Source organism: Streptomyces sp. NBC_00289 (assembly GCF_041435115.1).
Classification (GTDB): Bacteria; Actinomycetota; Actinomycetes; order Streptomycetales; family Streptomycetaceae; genus Streptomyces.
In genome coordinates, this window is the sequence record NZ_CP108046.1 from 6,836,275 (window position 1) to 6,852,709 (window position 16,435).

The following is a 16,435-nucleotide window of genomic DNA, read 5'->3' on the forward strand; positions in this document are numbered from 1 at the left end:
TTTTCGCACCTGTGTGAGGGGGCATGGGAATGCAGATCAAGCCGCGCCTGCAGCTTCTCGACGTGTGGCAGGCCATTGCCGGCCACTCTTTCAGGAGCGGCGACTGGAGCTGGGGAGAATGGGGCGGCCGCAGCAGCGTCGCCGACGCCGAACGTCTGCTCTGCCTCATGTATCCGGCGACCGAGATCCCCGAATTCCGCCTCGACAATCCCGACACGACCCAGGAGGACGTGGAGAAGGCCCTCAAGGAGATGGGCGATCCCACGGAGATTCCCGGGAGCCTCGTGCGGGTGCTCAGTGAATTCATGGGAAAGCATCACGGCGGGGGCGTGGGTCCCACGTTCTCCGGGGGCTATTACTTCCTTCCCGAGGACCCCGAGCAGGAACTCACCAAGGAACAGCAGGAAATCGGGGTCGTCGACTCCTTCTCGATGTCCGTCACCCTCTGCCTCGCCACCCTCGGCTTCCTCAAGATCTACCGCACGAGAACCAACCGCGCCGACACCCAGAAACTGATCCAGGGCCTCTGGGACGCGACCAGCCAACGCCTCACCTCCGCCATGGTGAGCCTGCTGCGCTCCTTCACCGTCAACGTCTTCGACGCCGAATCGAGTCAGGGACAGGCCCTGTGCCGTCTCCTCGGCCAGCAGCGGCTGTCGGACCGGGTGGTCCTCCAGCGGTTCCAGGAACGCTTCAAGGCGCTGCGTGCCGTCATCAGCGAGAGCCTCGTCCTCGGTGTCGAGGTCGAGGAGCAACTCCGCAACGACAACCGGCTGTTCGAGTGCGGCTGGGCCTGGAGCCTGGTCAGGGACGCGCCCGAGGTGGAAACCACCGACGACATCGGGGAGCAGCCTCGGGGCGCCGCCGACGCCGTCCCCTACCTCTACTTCACCGTCGTCGCCCTCGACGGCATCCAGGACCTGTTCTCGGACCGCACCCTGACCCTGGCCCTGCTCAACACCGAACAGCAGCGGCTCGCCGAGGCGCTGCGCCTGCGCTGGGAGATCACCCAGCAGTACTGGTCGGCCATCGCGCGTTTCGGGGAGGGCAGCTGGCCCCTGGAGGACATCCCGTGGCGGACCACGGGCCAGCAGCTGGAGTCGGAGTACTTCTCCCTCTGCGTCGCCTCCATCCTCGTCCACGACCTGGTCCGCCGCCGGGCCACCGACGACGACCTCACCCGCACGGTCGGCATCATGGAACGTCTCGCCGAGCGCGGCCGTATCACCAGCCGTATGACCAGGGACGACCCCGCCGTACGCCTGCACAATCCCGGTGTCGCCCTGCCTCTGCTCGGCAGCGACGGCCAGGGGCCCGCCATGCAGTGGGCGATGACGGACTTCTCGGCGCAGCTGCTCAAGCGGACCATCCAGCTGTGCTCGCTCTCCCGCAACCAGGCCTCCCACGACCGGCTGCTCCAGCTGGCCGAGGACATCCTCGGCCACCTGTGGAAGCGGCGCGTCGGCGAGGGGGAGGGGGTCGGCCTGTGGGACAACGTCCATGCGGCATACCCCAGTTCGGAGGAGCGCAGCGGACCGCTGTCGTGGAGCATCACCGAACGTGTCACCGAGTGCATGGTCGCCGCCTCCCAGCTCTACACGCAGCCCCCGATCCGCAGCGCCGAACTGACCGCGCTGGCCCGGTCACTGCTCAGCGAGTCGACGCACCTGCTCGGCAAGGAACAGATGAAGCTCGCCCCGCCGGCCAAGAGCCAGGAGGGCGAGGAACTGAAGGGCGTCGAGGCCGACCTGCGCCGTGCCCGGCTGCTCCTCGACACCGAACCGGGCACCGCCTGCGCGCTGTCCATGGGAGTGCTGCGCCGGCTGGACACCCTGGCCCGTGCCAGGGACACCGGGTCGGGGGTGTGACCCGTGCTCGTGTTCGCCGCCTCCGACAAGGGAGGCACCGGCCGCTCGGTCACGAGCGCCAACCTCGCCTACCGCCGGGCACTCGACGGCGACGACGTCTGCTATCTCGACTTCGACTTCGGCTCGCCCACCGCCCCGGCCGTCTTCGACATACCCGATGTCCTGAAAGAAGCCGAAGGACGAGGCCTGCACTCCTATCTGAAGGGCGAGACGGGGGAACCGCTGCGCGTCGACATCTGGGCACGCACGGAGCATTACGTCCTGCGTGACAAGCCGGACCGCTCCGGACGTCTGGTCCTGCTGCCCGGAGACCGAAGCGGCGGCGAATTCGTCACCGACACGGAAAACCTGCACCGCTGCGTGGACCTCATCCTCCGCCTCAAGCGTGAATTCGACGTCATCGTGGTCGATCTGAGCGCCGGACGCAGCTATGCGATGGACCTGGCGCTCGCCGCCACCGCGCAGGAGGAGCTGCGGCGCGTCAAAGTCCGCTGGCTCATCTACCACCGCTGGACGCGACAGCACGTCATGGCCGCCGCCGAACTCGTCAGCGGAAATCAGGGCATCGTGAGCGCCGGTGAGGAAATGGGGCACGACCGGCAGGCGCTGCTCGGCGCCATCCGTTTCGTACGGGCCGCCGTACCCGATCTCGAATCGTCGCTCTGGTCGCAGATGCCGCCCGCGCAGTCGGCCTGGATGCGCCAGTACAACAAACAGCTCGAGGTCGTCGCGGCCGAACTGGGCATCGGCAAGAGCAGGGTGCTGGGAGCCGTTCCCCTGGAACCCGTCCTGCAATTACGGGAACAGCTCATCACCGACCAGGACGTGCTGGACAGCCGGATCGCCAATATCGGGACCTGGCAGGCGATGGGAGAACTGGCGGAACGGCTGGCCGACGACAAGTTCTGGGGGGAGCTGTGACCGGAACCGGAACCGGAGCCGTCTTCCAGGAAACCAGCGCCCAGCCACGCACGGAGGCCGTGCCGTTCTCCCATCTCTCCCTGGAACTCGGCCACTTGTACATGGAGGACTTCGCCGAGGGGCCCGAGCGACTGCGCGGGCACTTCGCCGCGGTGCGCCCCTGGGTGGAGGCCGCCCGTGCCTCGCTCCCTCCGCTCCCGGACGGCAAACGGCCCCGGATCAGCACCTGCTTCCTGATCGACGACTACTTCAGCCGCCTGGCCACGCCCGCCGAGCTCTTACCGCCCCTGCTCAAGGCGGCCGAACAGGCCGGCCTGACCATCGACTACCTGGCCCGCGAGTCCGGCTGCGCCGCCACCGATCCCCGCCGGCCGGAACGCGGCGGCCTCGCCGAGTTCGTCCTGGGCCGGCTCGTCGAGACACCGCCACCCGGCAGCAGGGGTTTCCGGCCGCCCCTCAGCCGGACCGGCTGGCTCACCAACGGGCGTCGCGCCCCGGCGCAGCGTACGGCGGCCGCGCTGAGCGCCGCACCCTCCTGGCAGCCCCCCAGCGAGACCGGTGCGCGCGGTCACTCCGTCTTCGTGGACGTCGAGTTGTGGGACGAGAACGCGGACCGCCGCACCTGGTCCTGCGCCTTCCTGGCCGCCGTCTGGCAACTGGCCCGCCTCGGACTGCTCCGTGACAACGGCAAGGCCGTCCTCGCCCCCACCGGCTGGGACCCGGCCGCCTTCCCCGACGACTGGGACGCGTTGCCGCCGCTGCTCCGGCTCAACCCGTCCGCGGCGCCCTTCACCGCGTACTACACGTGCAGCGTCCTGCCCTCCCGGTTCCTGCCCGTCGAGCACGCCGTGCGTGTCATCCTCGAGCAGACCCAGGTGGACGCCGGAGCGCTCGGCCAGGTGGTAGGGCGTGCCGCCGACGAGGACTTCCCCGTGCCCGCCGGTGTCGTGGAGCGCACGTCCTACGTGTTCCCGCCGGGGCTGTGACATGGGCGCCCCGGGGGAGACGGCACGCCCGGTGCTGGCCTGCGGCGAGGTGCGCACGTGTCTGCTGCCGTGCCGTGACGCCGTGAGCGCGGCGGTGGCCGAGCGGCTGCTCACCCTGCGCGCCGACGAACGCGTCCGCGTCTCCCAGCGCCCCAACCTCCACGCCGTCTCGCCCGAGGTCCTCACGGGCGTCGACTGCCGGCTGCCCACCGGCAACCGGGGCAAGGTCCGCGCGGTCGGTACGGTGGCGGCCCGCGCGAGCCTCACCGAGGGCCGGGTGCTCCAGGCGACGGCGTACTTCTCCGCACCGGCCGCCGGCCCGGACCGCCGCCGGCCCTGGGGCTACTACCTGACCCGGCCCGGCCAACTGCTGCCGGTCGGCAGGCTGGCCGAAACAGTCGTCGCCGATGCCTTGCTGACGGAGCGTTGGCAGCCGGGCGCCGACGAGCTCGACATCGGCTCGATCGCCGAAGGGCTCCTCTCGACGATCTCCCGCAAACACCGACTCCTCGACTACGACGCCCCCCTCACGTCCGCCACCACCAGCCTGCGGTGGGCCGCGCTACCCGCGGCGGACGGCCGGGGAGCGCGGCTGGAACGCTTCACCGTGGCCGCCGACGGCGTACGCCTTGTGCGACTGAGGGTGCCGAACGGCACCGAACCCGCGGCGGTGGCCCGGCTCGCCGAGGATTTCGCCCTGCACGACTGGTTGTTGACGACGGTCGTGGACAAACTGGACGGCATCAGGCTCGGGTCCGCGGACGGGGCCGGGACGCTCAAGGTGCTGGGCCCGCTCGTCGATCATCTGCTGCACCTGTGGATGCCGAGGACCCGGCTGGACCGGTCGCTGGGCGTCCTGTGGGACGTACTCGAAGAGGAACCCGGCTTCAGCCGACAGTGGCAGACCTTGGTACAGCGCGTCCGTGACCAGCTGGCCCTGCACGCCGCGACGGCGCGGCGCGAGCTCCTGTCGGCGGGGCCCTGATCGCGGAGGACAGGAACATCCCAACGGGGGGAGAAAGAGATGAATCCACCGATACCGCCGCGCAACAACACCGCTCCTACGGGCAGAAGTGAGCGGGACAGAGACGACGGCGCACGGTCGCTGCTCCAGAAGCTCCTGATCACCGTGGTGACGGGTGGCGTGGCCTATGTGCTGACGAACGTGATCTCCCCGTCCCAGGACGACCTGTGGCGGGTGGTCGTGTCCGTGCTCTTCGGCGGTGCGATCCTGATCGTCCAGTTCATGATCACCTTCGCGCACCAGCTCGGTGAGCTGAGGGACGTGGTCGAGCAGCGCTTCGTCGACATCGGCCGGGCGACCAAGCTCTTCAACGAGGTGGAGCAACTGCGCGACGACGGGGTGCCCCGGCTGGCCGAGCACGCCACGAAAGTGGTCGCCATGGGGCCGACGATCCTGCACGAGTTCGCGCACCAGGAGATCGACCGGCTCGCCGGCTACATGTACAACTTCGCCAACCTGCACGCCAAGTCGCCCGGTGAGAACCACGACTGGCTGCTGACCCTCACCCGGTGCGCCCGGACCTCCGTGGACGCCATCAGCACCTCCGTCGACCGGGACTTCTGGAGCAGCGAGCCCGCGGGCCGCTATCTGGAGGCGCAGAGCGAGGCGGTCGAGCGCGGGGTCCGGGTGCGCCGGCTGCACGTGGTGAAGAGCCCCGAGGAGATCGCACTGCTGGACCAACTCCGCGAGGAGCAGCGGGGGATCGGCATCGACGTGCGGGTCGTGGCCCTGCCCCAACTGCCGATGTACGCCCAGCGGGGCAAGATGATCGACTTCATCCTCTTCGACGGAGCGCTCTCCTACGAGATCACCGCGGACCAGATGAACGTGCCCTCGTGGACGACGGTGGACGCCACCCAGAAGGAAGTGCAGGAGCGGCTGAAGCGCTTCACCGAGCTGTGGAACATCAGCGACGTCAGCCCGAACGGCTTACCCGACTCGCTCCGCGCGGCGACCAACCCGCCGGATTCGGGCGACTAGCGCCGCGGGGGCAACGTTTGCGCGACGGGGCGAACGTGCGTGAACCGTCGGCCCGACCGGCCCGTCTGCCCTGACCTGCGCTTGTAGTGCACAGACTCCTGCCGAGTGTAGGTGCACGACGTCACTTCCCAGACGCGAAGAGTGAAACTCGGAAAGCTGGGGATCAAGGTGACGGCACACCACTCGGCGCTCTGCGCCGAAGAAGCGGAGGCAGCGGTGAAGGAATTGCGCGAGGCGCTGGACAAAGCCGGAATTACTCCTCCCTCGCTGGGGCTCCACCCGGTGAGTCCTGCGCGGGAGGCGCCCGGTCCGCTCGTGGAAACCCGCCGGTGTTCCGGGCAGACCGCGCGGCGCATCGCGGCGGCGGGGCGGTGAACCCCGCCGTCGGGGCGTATGTCGTGGACGGCCGCAGCGGAAGGCTCGGGATCGTCATGGGGCACGAAGGACCCTACGTACAGCTGAGGCCGTACGGCGGCGGCCGGGAGTGGGACGCCGAGCCGGGAGCCGTGCGGCACGCGACGCCGGCCGAGCGGCTCAGCGCGGCGACGGCGTACGCCAACGCACGCAGCCGGGGCGAGGTGCCTTGAAGCGGGGCCCGGCCGAAACGAAAGCGGCCGGCCCGGCCCGGAGCGCGTGCGCCGTAAGAGAGAATGGGCCACATGAGTCTGTTCCGCGACGACGGCATCGTGCTGCGCACCCAGAAGCTGGGTGAGGCGGACCGGATCATCACTCTGCTCACGCGCGGGCACGGGCGGGTACGCGCGGTGGCGCGCGGGGTGCGGCGCACCAAGTCCAAGTTCGGGGCCCGCCTGGAGCCCTTCTCGCACGTCGACGTGCAGTTCTTCGCGCGGGGGAGCGAGCTGATCGGGCGCGGCCTGCCGCTGTGTACGCAGAGCGAGACCATCGCGCCGTACGGCGGCGGGATCGTCAGCGACTACGGCCGCTACACCGCCGGCACCGCCATGCTCGAGACGGCGGAGCGGTTCACGGATCACGAGGGGGAGCCGGCGGTGCAGCAGTACCTGCTGCTCGTCGGCGCCCTGCGCACCCTCGCCCGCGGCGAGCACGCCTCGCATCTCGTTCTGGACGCCTTCCTGCTGCGGTCTCTCGCCGTCAACGGCTACGCCCCGAGCTTCGGCGACTGCGCGAAGTGCGGGCTGCCGGGGCCGAACCGGTTCTTCTCCGTCGCCTCGGGCGGCTCCGTCTGCGTCGACTGCCGGGTGCCCGGCAGCGTCGTACCCTCGCCGCGGACCCTCGAACTGCTCGGTGCGCTGCTTACGGGAGACTGGGAGAACGCGGACGCGTGCGAGGCACGGTACGTCCGCGAGGGGAGCGGGCTGGTGTCCGCGTATCTGCACTGGCACATGGAGCGCGGACTGCGTTCGCTGCGCTACGTGGAGAAGTAGAAGCAACGGACCGAGGGAGACGAGAACCACATGGCTGTACGCGGGATCCTGGGGCGCCGGCGCCGCGAGTACAAGACGCCGGATCCGCATCCGTCCGGTGCTCGCCCGCCGAAGCTCCCGGGTGAGCTGGTCCCCGAACACGTGGCGATCGTCATGGACGGAAACGGCCGCTGGGCCAAGCAGCGCGGGCTGCCGCGCACCGAGGGGCACAAGGTCGGCGCCGAGCAGGTTCTCGACGTGCTGCAGGGCGCGGTCGAGATGGGTGTGCGGAACATCTCGCTGTACGCCTTCTCCACCGAGAACTGGAAGCGCTCGCCCGACGAGGTCCGCTTCCTGATGAACTTCAACCGCGACTTCATCCGCAAGAGCCGTGACCAGCTCGACGAGCTCGGCATTCGCGTGCGCTGGGTGGGCCGGATGCCCAAGCTGTGGAAGTCGGTCGCCAAGGAGCTCCAGATCGCCCAGGAGCAGACCAAGGACAACGACCGTCTGACCCTGTACTTCTGCATGAACTACGGCGGCCGGGCGGAGATCGCGGACGCGGCGCAGGCCCTCGCGGAGGATGTGAAGGCGGGCCGCCTGGACCCCTCGAAGGTCGACGAGAAGACCCTCGCGAAGTACCTGTACTACCCGGACATGCCGGACGTCGACCTGTTCCTGCGGCCGAGCGGCGAGCAGCGCACCTCCAACTACCTGCTCTGGCAGAGCGCGTACGCGGAGATGGTCTTCCAGGACGTGCTGTGGCCGGACTTCGACCGCCGTGACCTGTGGCGGGCGTGCGTGGAGTTCGCGTCCCGGGACCGCCGCTTCGGCGGCGCCACGCCGAACGAGGTGCTGTTGTCCCTGGAAGGCGGGCAGGCCACCCCGTAGCCACCCGGGGTGCGGGACCGCCGCGATCGGCCGACCGCGATCGGCCGGCAGCGATCAGCCGGCCGTGGCGGCGGTCGCGCAGTCGGAGCAGGTCCCGAAGATCTCCACCGTGTGGGCCACGTTCACATAGCCGTGTTCGGCGGCGATGGACTCGGCCCACGTCTCCACGGCCGGGCCCTCGACCTCGACGGCCTTGCCGCAGACGCGGCAGACCAGGTGGTGATGGTGGTCACCGGTGGAGCAGCGGCGGTAGACGGACTCGCCGTCGGACGTGCGCAGGACGTCGACCTCGCCGGCGTCGGCGAGGTTCTGGAGCGTGCGGTAGACCGTGGTGAGGCCGACGGAGTCGCCCTTGTGCTTGAGCATGTCGTGCAGTTCCTGGGCACTGCGGAACTCGTCCACCTCGTCGAGGGCCGCCGCGACGGCAGCCCGCTGCCGGGTGGAGCGGCCCTTCACGGGCGGTCCAGCGGTCGTCACCGGTTGCCTCCTAGCGTCTGCGCTTGCCGGGCCATTGTGCCAGTCCGGCCTGTCAGCGGTCAGACGCCGACCTTGCCGTCGGCTGCCCGGCCGGCCGGAATCGTGCACTCCGTGGGATCCCCGGCGGGCTGTGCGGCGGCCAGCGCACGCGCGCGGCGCCGGGCCAGCGGGGTGGCGAGGACCGTGAGCACGAAGAACGCGGCGATGGCCAACAGCACGATCGTCGCACCGGGCGGCACGTAGTGGTAGTACGACGTGACGGTGCCGCTGATGGTCACGGTCACGCCGATCGCCACCGCGACGGCGAAGGTCGCCGCGAAGCTGCGGGTGAGCTGCTGGGCGGCGGCCACCGGGACCACCATCAGCGCGGAGACCAGGAGCAGCCCGACGACCCGCATCGCGACCGTCACCGTGACCGCCGCCGTGACCGCGGTCAGCAGGTTGAGCGCGCGCACCGGCAGGCCCGTGACCCGGGCGAACTCCTCGTCCTGGCTAACCGCGAAGAGCTGGCGGCGCAGGCCCAGGGTGACCAGCATCACGAATCCCGCGAGCAGGCTGATCGCCGTCACGTCCGACTCCGAGACGGTCGTGAGGGAGCCGAAGAGGTACGACATGAGGTTGGCGTTGGAGCCGCCCGGCGCGAGGTTGATGAGCATCACGCCGCCGGCCATGCCGCCGTAGAAGAGCATCGCGAGGGCGATGTCGCCCCGTGTCCTGCCGTACCAGCGGATCAGCTCCATCAGGACGGCGCCGAGCACCGAGACGGCGGTCGCCATCCACACCGGGGAGGTGGAGAGCAGGAAGCCGAGGCCGACGCCGGTCATCGCGACATGGCCGATGCCGTCGCCCAGCAGGGCCTGGCGGCGCTGCACGAGGTAGATGCCGACGGCGGGGGCGGTGATGCCGACCAGGACGGCGGCGACCAGCGCCCGCTGCATGAAGGGGAAGTCGAGGAAGGTCATCAGCTCAGCAGTCCCGTGCGGATCGGTTCGGTGCCCGCGGGCGCGTGCGGGTGGACGTGGTCGTGGCCGGGCAGCGCGTGCTGGCCGACCGCTCGCGGGGGCGGGCCGTCGTGCACCACGCAGCCGTCGCGCAGGACGACCGCCCGGTCGATCAGCGGCTCCAGGGGGCCCAGTTCGTGCAGGACGAGCAGAACCGACGTGCCGGCGGCGACCTGTTCGCGCAGCGTCCCGGCGAGCACCTCCTGGCTGGCCAGGTCGACGCCGGCCATCGGCTCGTCCATGATCAGCAGTTCGGGCTCGGCGGCGAGCGCGCGGGCGATCAGGACACGCTGGTGCTGTCCGCCGGAGAGGGCGTTCACGGAGTCCTTGGCCCGGTCGGCCATACCGACGAGCTCCAGGGCCCGCCGTACGGCCGCGTGGTCGGCCTTGCGCAGCATGCCGAAGCGGGCGGCGGACAGCCGGCCGGAGGAGACGATCTCGGTGACCGTGGCGGGCACCCCGCCCGCGGCCGTCGTGCGCTGCGGTACGTAGCCCACGCGCCGCCAGTCGCGGAAGCGGCGGCGCGGGGTGCCGAACAGCTCGATCTCACCGGCGCTGACCGGGACCTGGCCGATGACGCTGCGCACGGCGGTCGACTTGCCGGAGCCGTTCGCGCCGAGCAGCGCGACGACCTCGCCGGGGTGCACCGTGAGGTCGATGCCGCGCAGGACGGGGCGCGAGCCCAGCTCGGCGCGTACCCCGCGCAGCGATATGACGGGCTCGCCCATGACGTCCATGCCGCCTTCCGTGACGATCACTTGGTTCCCAGGGCCGTCTGCAGCGCCTTGAGGTTGGCTTCCTGGACCGAGAAGTAGTCCGTGCCCCGGGACTTGGACGTGATGCCCTCGATCGGGTCGAGGACGTCCGTCTTCAGGTCCGCGTCCTTGGCGACGGTCTTCGCGGTCTTGTCGCTGACGAGGGTCTCGTAGAACACCGTGGAGACGCCGTCGGCCTTGGCCATCCTCTCAAGGTCCCGTACGCGCGCGGCGCTGGGCTCGGACTCGGGGTCGAGGCCGTTGATGGCCTCCTCGGTGAGGCCGTAGCGCTCGGCGAGGTAGCCGAAGGCGGCGTGGGTGGTGATGAAGACCTTGGACCCGGTGTTCCTCAGGCCGTCCGCGAACTGCGTGTTGAGCCGGTCGAGCTTCTTGACCAGGGCCGCGGTGTTCTTCCGGTAGTCGGCGGCGTGCTTCGGGTCCGCCTTCTCGAAGGCCTTGCCGACGCCCGTGGCGACCTGGGCGTAGCGCACCGGGTCGAGCCAGATGTGGGGGTCGAGGCCGGACAGTTCCGTGTTCTCGCCGCTGTCGTGCGCGGCGGAGTGGCCGCCGACCTCGTTGCCGTGCTTCTCGAGCGTGGTGAGGGAGGCGGCGTCGACCTTCGTCCTCACGCCGGACTGCGAGACCGCGTCGTCGACGGAGGGCTGGAGGTTCTTCAGATACAGGACGGCGTCGGACTGCTCGAGCTGCACGCGCTGCTTGGCGCTGATCTCGAGGTCGTGCGGTTCCTGGCCGGGCTGGGTGAGGCTGGCGACGTGGACGTGGCTCCCGCCGATCCGCTCGGCGAGGAAGGCCATCGGGTAGAACGACGCGACGACGTCGAACTTGTCCGTGTTCGCGGCGGCGCTCTCGGTGGAGCAGGCGGAGAGGGTGGCGAGGCCGAGGGCGGTGGCCGCCGCTGCCGCGGTCGCGGGTATGAGTCGTCGTACGTTCATGACAGTCATTTTCAACAACTATGGAAACCGTTGTCAACAACGCTGGTGAGAAGTTTGTCCGGGGAACCGATTTGGTTGAGGGGGAGCCCCCGCCGGTACGCTGAAGCATTCGCTCTGAAGCGTCTCGCTTCGTCGTCCGTCGTCGTTATGAAGAGAGCACCGTGGCCGCCGACAAGATCGACACCATCGTCAGCCTGAGCAAGCGCCGTGGCTTCGTATTCCCCTGCAGTGAGATCTACGGTGGCCAGAAGGCCGCCTGGGACTACGGACCGCTCGGTGTCGAGCTCAAGGAGAACCTGAAGCGCCAGTGGTGGCGCTACATGGTGACGTCGCGCGAGGACGTGGTCGGCATCGACTCGTCCGTGATCCTGGCCCCCGAGGTATGGGTCGCCTCCGGTCACGTCGCCACCTTCTCCGACCCGCTCACCGAGTGCACCTCCTGCCACAAGCGGTTCCGCGCGGACCACCTGGAAGAGGCGTACGAGGCCAAGCACCACCGCCTGCCGGAGAACGGCCTGGCGGACGTGAACTGCCCCAACTGCGGCAACAAGGGCCAGTTCACCGAGCCCAAGCAGTTCTCGGGCCTGCTGTCCACCCACCTCGGCCCGACGCAGGACACCGGCTCCGTCGCCTACCTGCGCCCCGAGACCGCCCAGGGCATCTTCACCAACTTCGCCCAGGTGCAGACCACTTCGCGCCGCAAGCCGCCGTTCGGAATCGCCCAGATGGGCAAGTCGTTCCGCAACGAGATCACGCCCGGCAACTTCATCTTCCGCACCCGCGAGTTCGAGCAGATGGAGATGGAGTTCTTCGTCAAGCCGGGCGAGGACGAGAAGTGGCAGGAGTACTGGATGGAGCAGCGCTGGAACTGGTACACCGGCCTGGGCCTGCGCGAGGAGAACATGCGGTGGTACGACCACCCCAAGGAGAAGCTCTCCCACTACTCCAAGCGCACCGCTGACATCGAGTACCGCTTCCAGTTCGGCGGCAACGAGTGGGGTGAGCTGGAGGGCGTCGCCAACCGCACCGACTTCGACCTCTCCGCCCACGCCAAGGCCTCCGGCCAGGACCTCTCCTACTTCGACCAGGAGGCCGGCGAGCGCTGGACGCCGTACGTCATCGAGCCCGCGGCCGGTGTCGGCCGCGCGATGCTGGCGTTCCTGCTCGACGCCTACATCGAGGACGAGGCGCCGAACGCCAAGGGCAAGCTGGAGAAGCGCACGGTGCTGCGCCTCGACCACCGCCTGGCCCCGGTGAAGGTCGCGGTCCTGCCGCTGTCCCGCAACCCGGAGCTGTCCCCGAAGGCCAAGGGCCTGGCCTCCGCGCTGCGTCAGAACTGGAACATCGAGTTCGACGACGCCGGCGCCATCGGCCGCCGCTACCGCCGTCAGGACGAGATCGGCACGCCGTACTGCGTGACGGTCGACTTCGACACCCTCGACGACAACGCGGTGACGGTGCGCGAGCGCGACACGATGAAGCAGGAGCGGGTCTCCCTCGACCAGATCGAGGGCTACCTGGCCGGACGCCTGCTGGGCGCCTAGCCTTCGGACCCCATTTCCCCGAACGCCGGACGGGCTGAGTCGATCAGCCCGTCCGGCGTTCGTCGTGTTCCGGGGGTCCGCTGAGACGGCCATCCGCGCTGCGGCGGCGCGGCGACGGATACAGATCTCGGCTAACAGGTGACGGCCAACAGATGACAGCTGACAGATATTGAAATCTGTCAGCTGTCATGTCAGGGTGGGTGCATGACCACACGCACGCGCACCCTCGGCACCACCGGCCCCCAGGTCTCCGCCCTCGGCCTCGGCTGCATGGGCATGTCCGCGCTGTACGGCGACGCGGACCGGGCCGAGTCCATCGCCACTATCCATGCCGCCCTGGAGGCGGGCGTGACGCTGCTGGACACCGGCGACTTCTACGGCATGGGCCACAACGAACTGCTGATCGGCGAAGCCCTGCGCACCGCCCCCGCCGCCCACCGTGAACAGGCCCTCACCAGCGTCAAGTTCGGCGCCCTGCGCGCCCCGGACGGCAGCTGGTCGGGCTACGACGGCCGCCCCGCCGCCGTGCGGAACTTCGCCGCCTACTCCCTCCAGCGCCTCGGCGTCGACCACATCGACGTCTACCGCATCGCCCGGCTCGACCCGGACGTCCCCATCGAGGAGACGGTCGGAGCCATCGCCGAGCTGGTCGAGCAGGGGTACGTCCGGCACATCGGCCTCAGCGAGGTCGGCGCCGAGACGATCCGCCGGGCCGCCGCCACCGCGCCGATCGCCGACCTCCAGATCGAGTACGCCCTCATCTCGCGCGGCATCGAGGCCGAGATCCTGCCCACCACCCGCGAACTGGGCATCGGCATCACCGCCTACGGCGTCCTGTCCCGCGGCCTGATCTCCGGCCACTTCACCCGCGACCGGCAGCTCGGCGCCGACGACTTCCGCACCCACTCGCCCCGCTTCCAGGGCGACAACCTGCGGCACAACCTCGACCTCGTCGAGGCGCTGCGCAAGGTCGCCGAGGGGAAGGGCGTCAGTGTCGCGCAGATCGCGATCGCCTGGGTGCTGTCCCGCGGCGAGGACATCGTGCCGCTGATCGGCGCCCGCAGCCGGGAGCGGCTCGCGGAGTCGCTGGGCGCGCTGGACGTCACGCTGGACGCGGACGACCTCACCGCGATCGAGGAAGCGGTCCCGGCCGACGCGGCCGCCGGCGACCGCTACGCGCCCGCGGCCATGGCCCACCTCGACAGCGAGCGCTGATCCGGCCGCCGGTACGGTCCTCCTCATGGCACCCAGCGAGACCCTGACCGCCGACCGCATCCTCGAAGCGACCGAGGAGGTGCTGCGCCGCCACGGCCCGGCCAAGGCCACCGTGGTCGACGTGGCCCGCGCGCTCGGCGTCAGCCATGGCAGCGTCTACCGGCACTTCCGGACCAAGGCGGCGCTGCGGGAGGCGGTCACGAAGCGCTGGCTGGACCGGACGTCCGAGACGCTTTCCGCCATCACCGCCGACGAGTCACGGGCCCCGGAGACCCGGCTGCGTGACTGGCTCGCGGCGCTCTTCGACGCCAAGCGCCGCAAGGCGGGCGACGACCCCGAGCTGTTCGCCACGTACATGGTGCTGACCGGGGAGACCGGCGAGGTGGTCGGCGAGCACCTCGCCGACCTGACCGGTCAGCTGACCCGGATCATCGAGGCGGGAGTCGCGTCCGGCGTCTTCACGGCCCCCCACCCGCGGACCACCGCCGGCGCCGTCTTCCAGGCCACCGGCCGCTTCCACGACCCCGGCTACCACCGCCTGTGGGAGCGGCCGGGCGCGCAGGAGGACTTCACGGCGCTGGTGGACCTGCTGCTGCGAGGGCTGCGGGCCCAGGGTCAGGGCTGAGGCATGAGCTGCACCCGGATGTCGTCCCCATAGGGCAGGACGACTGTCTGGTCCCGTCCGAGCCGCCACTGCGGCGTCACCAGGAACAGCCGTCCGCCGGAGGTCATCAGCACCCGGAAGCCCCGGTACCGGTGGTGGTACGTCCTCCCGCTCTCCCCGGCCGTGCCGAGCCGGACCTGGGTCACGCCCGTGGGCACACCGTCCAGCGGCTCCTTGGTGTCCACGACGACCTCGGGGCGGTCCGCGAGGGCTTCCGCGTCCTGCTCGCCCCGCCCCGTGCCGTACGCCCACGCCAGTTGTGTCGATGCCCAGAACAGCCCGGCCACGCCCAGCGCGATCGTGCACATCACGCCGTTCCTGGCCAGGCTCAGCGGCAGCACCGGGCGCCCGCGCCGCCGGCCGTGGATCCAGATGCCGTACGCCACCGCCGCCGGCCCGAAGGCCAGCGACAGCGGGGTGGCGCCGATGACCACGCTGACCTCGGACCCCTGCACGAAGATGCCGATCAACGCTCTGCCGATCAGCAGGACGCCGACGAGGACGAAGCAGTACGCGAGAAACGCGGCGGCGGAGGTGTCGTTCCGCGCGTCCGCGTCGCGGGACAGCACCCACAGGACGAGAGCGTGGACACCGACGAGCGCCATGAAGCCCAGGAAGATCATCGACGCCGGGACGAAGACCACCTCGAGGCCGTCCAGCATCAGGTCCTGATTGGAGCGACCGGTCATGTCCACGGGCACGCCGAAGTAGTCGTACCGCGCGCGGGTGGCGACGTAGCCGAAGTAGAAGAGCAGCGCGGTCGCCAGGGTCGCCGGGCCCAGCGCCTCCGCGAGCCGCCGGACCCGGGCGGGGACGGCGTGATCTTCGGCGGTGGGCTCCGGCGCCGGCGTGGGTGCCGGGGCCGGTTCGGGCGCGTGCGGTGGTGGCGGCTCCGGGGCCGTCATCCCTCGTCGCCCTCTTCCTCCCCCTGGGAGGTGTCGGGCGGAGACGAGTCGCCGGGTGGGGGAGGGCTCGTGCCCCCCACCACGATCGTTGACCGGAGTGCTTTTCCGGTCCCCGAGCTACGGACCCGTACAGGGGCCTGCGGGGTGGGCGGCGGACCGCCCCAGTCCGTCACGTAGTTGCACGGATCGATCTTGTCGTTGTCGCACAGGAAGCTTGAGTGAACCACTGCCTGAACCGTGTACTCACCTGCCCGGGCGCCTGGTGCGAGGACCGCGCCCGTCAGGCACTGGCGGCCCTCGACCAGCAGGAGGCCGAGACAGGGGGTATCACGATCGTCGCCCTCCGCGCGGTAGCAGTGGTCGCCGTTGTCGGAGTGAACCGCAGGTCTCGCCGGCCCACCAGTGATCACGAAGGAGACGCTCTCGATGACCGCGGGAGTGGCCGTCTTGTTGATGACGGTCACACAGCCTTCGCTGTTTCCGGAGCCCTGGAGGTTGACGCCGTTCAGCTCGACCGACGGTCGCCGGCCCTTGGGTGTCCTGCCGCCCTGCGGCGTGCCGCCACCGTCGGTGGCGGTGCTGTCCGAGGCCGCGCCCGACCTGGTCGTCCGGCTGTCGGGCGTACCGTCGCCGTCGCTGTCGATGGTGCTGTCAGCCGTGCTGTGAGTCGTGCTGTCGGCCGTGCCGTCGGTGTCGTTCGACGGGTCGGCGGAGTCGGTGGTCCGGTCCACACCGGCGGTGCTCTCGCTGCCGGTGGTGGCGGATCTGACCAGCCACACGACTCCGAGCACCAGCACCAGGCCGAGGACCGTCGCCATGACGCTGAGGCGGGCACGCGAAGGTGGCATGTTCGGAGGTTAAGCGG

At 70.1% G+C, this 16,435-nt stretch carries 17 protein-coding genes; 11 read left to right on the plus strand and 6 right to left on the minus strand.

All coding sequences use genetic code 11. The features are described 5' to 3' along the window. Positions 1-29: 29 nt before the first annotated feature. From OG985_RS30970 to OG985_RS31005, 8 genes are all read left to right on the plus strand, one after another. Positions 30-1,868, plus strand: a complete 1,839-nt coding sequence (locus tag OG985_RS30970) for an SCO2524 family protein (protein WP_371671638.1) — start codon at positions 30-32, stop codon at positions 1,866-1,868. Positions 1,869-1,871: 3 nt separating this feature from the next. Beyond that, the gene (locus OG985_RS30975; RefSeq protein ID WP_371671639.1) at positions 1,872-2,789 is read left to right on the plus strand and encodes an SCO2523 family variant P-loop protein; all 918 of its coding nucleotides are present in this window, start codon (positions 1,872-1,874) and stop codon (positions 2,787-2,789) included. Next, positions 2,786-3,775 carry an SCO2522 family protein gene (locus OG985_RS30980; RefSeq protein ID WP_371671640.1) on the plus strand — a complete coding sequence of 330 codons (990 nt, stop codon included), beginning with the start codon at positions 2,786-2,788 and terminating at the stop codon, positions 3,773-3,775. Before OG985_RS30975 ends, OG985_RS30980 begins: the two co-directional genes overlap by 4 nt. A gap of 1 nt (position 3,776) precedes the next feature. After that, positions 3,777-4,760 carry an SCO2521 family protein gene (locus tag OG985_RS30985; RefSeq protein WP_371671641.1) on the plus strand — a complete coding sequence of 328 codons (984 nt, stop codon included), beginning with the start codon at positions 3,777-3,779 and terminating at the stop codon, positions 4,758-4,760. Positions 4,761-4,799: 39 nt separating this feature from the next. Further along, positions 4,800-5,780 carry a DUF6879 family protein gene (locus tag OG985_RS30990; RefSeq protein WP_371671642.1) on the plus strand — a complete coding sequence of 327 codons (981 nt, stop codon included), beginning with the start codon at positions 4,800-4,802 and terminating at the stop codon, positions 5,778-5,780. A gap of 371 nt (positions 5,781-6,151) precedes the next feature. Continuing rightward, positions 6,152-6,367 (plus strand): hypothetical protein, encoded by a 216-nt coding sequence (locus OG985_RS30995; RefSeq protein WP_371674546.1) that lies wholly within the window; start codon positions 6,152-6,154, stop codon positions 6,365-6,367. Between the two features lie 72 nt (positions 6,368-6,439). Beyond that, complete coding sequence (gene recO / locus OG985_RS31000; RefSeq protein ID WP_371671643.1) at positions 6,440-7,186, plus strand: DNA repair protein RecO; 747 nt, start codon at positions 6,440-6,442, stop codon at positions 7,184-7,186. Positions 7,187-7,216: 30 nt separating this feature from the next. Then, a complete protein-coding gene (locus OG985_RS31005; protein ID WP_371671644.1) occupies positions 7,217-8,056 on the plus strand; it encodes an isoprenyl transferase in 840 nt (279 codons plus the stop codon). Between the two features lie 54 nt (positions 8,057-8,110). On the opposite strand, the gene OG985_RS31010 is transcribed toward OG985_RS31005, so the two are convergent. Genes OG985_RS31010 through OG985_RS31025 form a run of 4 tightly spaced genes read right to left on the minus strand, consistent with a single transcriptional unit; the run spans position 8,111 to position 11,242 of the window. Further along, positions 8,111-8,533 carry a Fur family transcriptional regulator gene (locus OG985_RS31010; RefSeq protein WP_371671645.1) on the minus strand — a complete coding sequence of 141 codons (423 nt, stop codon included), beginning with the start codon at positions 8,531-8,533 and terminating at the stop codon, positions 8,111-8,113. A gap of 59 nt (positions 8,534-8,592) precedes the next feature. Continuing rightward, positions 8,593-9,495: a metal ABC transporter permease gene (locus OG985_RS31015; protein WP_371671646.1), complete on the minus strand. Its 903-nt coding sequence runs from the start codon at positions 9,493-9,495 to the stop codon at positions 8,593-8,595. After that, entirely contained in the window at positions 9,495-10,262 is a 768-nt protein-coding gene (locus tag OG985_RS31020) for a metal ABC transporter ATP-binding protein (RefSeq protein ID WP_371674547.1), read from the minus strand. The genes OG985_RS31015 and OG985_RS31020 overlap by 1 nt, the downstream gene beginning before the upstream one ends. A 26-nt stretch (positions 10,263-10,288) precedes the next feature. Beyond that, positions 10,289-11,242 (minus strand): metal ABC transporter substrate-binding protein, encoded by a 954-nt coding sequence (locus tag OG985_RS31025; RefSeq protein WP_371671647.1) that lies wholly within the window; start codon positions 11,240-11,242, stop codon positions 10,289-10,291. Between the two features lie 161 nt (positions 11,243-11,403). On the opposite strand from OG985_RS31025, the gene OG985_RS31030 reads away from it, so the two are divergent. The 3 genes from OG985_RS31030 (at position 11,404) to OG985_RS31040 (ending at position 14,626) form a co-directional block, all read left to right on the plus strand. Further along, positions 11,404-12,786 carry a glycine--tRNA ligase gene (locus tag OG985_RS31030; protein WP_371671648.1) on the plus strand — a complete coding sequence of 461 codons (1,383 nt, stop codon included), beginning with the start codon at positions 11,404-11,406 and terminating at the stop codon, positions 12,784-12,786. Positions 12,787-12,990: 204 nt separating this feature from the next. Beyond that, entirely contained in the window at positions 12,991-14,001 is a 1,011-nt protein-coding gene (locus tag OG985_RS31035) for an aldo/keto reductase (protein ID WP_371671649.1), read from the plus strand. A gap of 25 nt (positions 14,002-14,026) precedes the next feature. Beyond that, positions 14,027-14,626, plus strand: coding sequence for a TetR family transcriptional regulator (locus OG985_RS31040; protein WP_371671650.1), 600 nt, complete (start codon positions 14,027-14,029; stop codon positions 14,624-14,626). On the opposite strand, the gene OG985_RS31045 is transcribed toward OG985_RS31040, so the two are convergent. Next, positions 14,617-15,570, minus strand: coding sequence for a hypothetical protein (locus tag OG985_RS31045; protein WP_371671651.1), 954 nt, complete (start codon positions 15,568-15,570; stop codon positions 14,617-14,619). The two genes, OG985_RS31040 and OG985_RS31045, sit on opposite strands and share 10 nt — an antisense overlap. Continuing rightward, a complete protein-coding gene (locus tag OG985_RS31050; protein WP_371671652.1) occupies positions 15,567-16,418 on the minus strand; it encodes a hypothetical protein in 852 nt (283 codons plus the stop codon). The genes OG985_RS31045 and OG985_RS31050 overlap by 4 nt, the downstream gene beginning before the upstream one ends. Between the last annotated feature and the right edge of the window lie 17 nt (positions 16,419-16,435).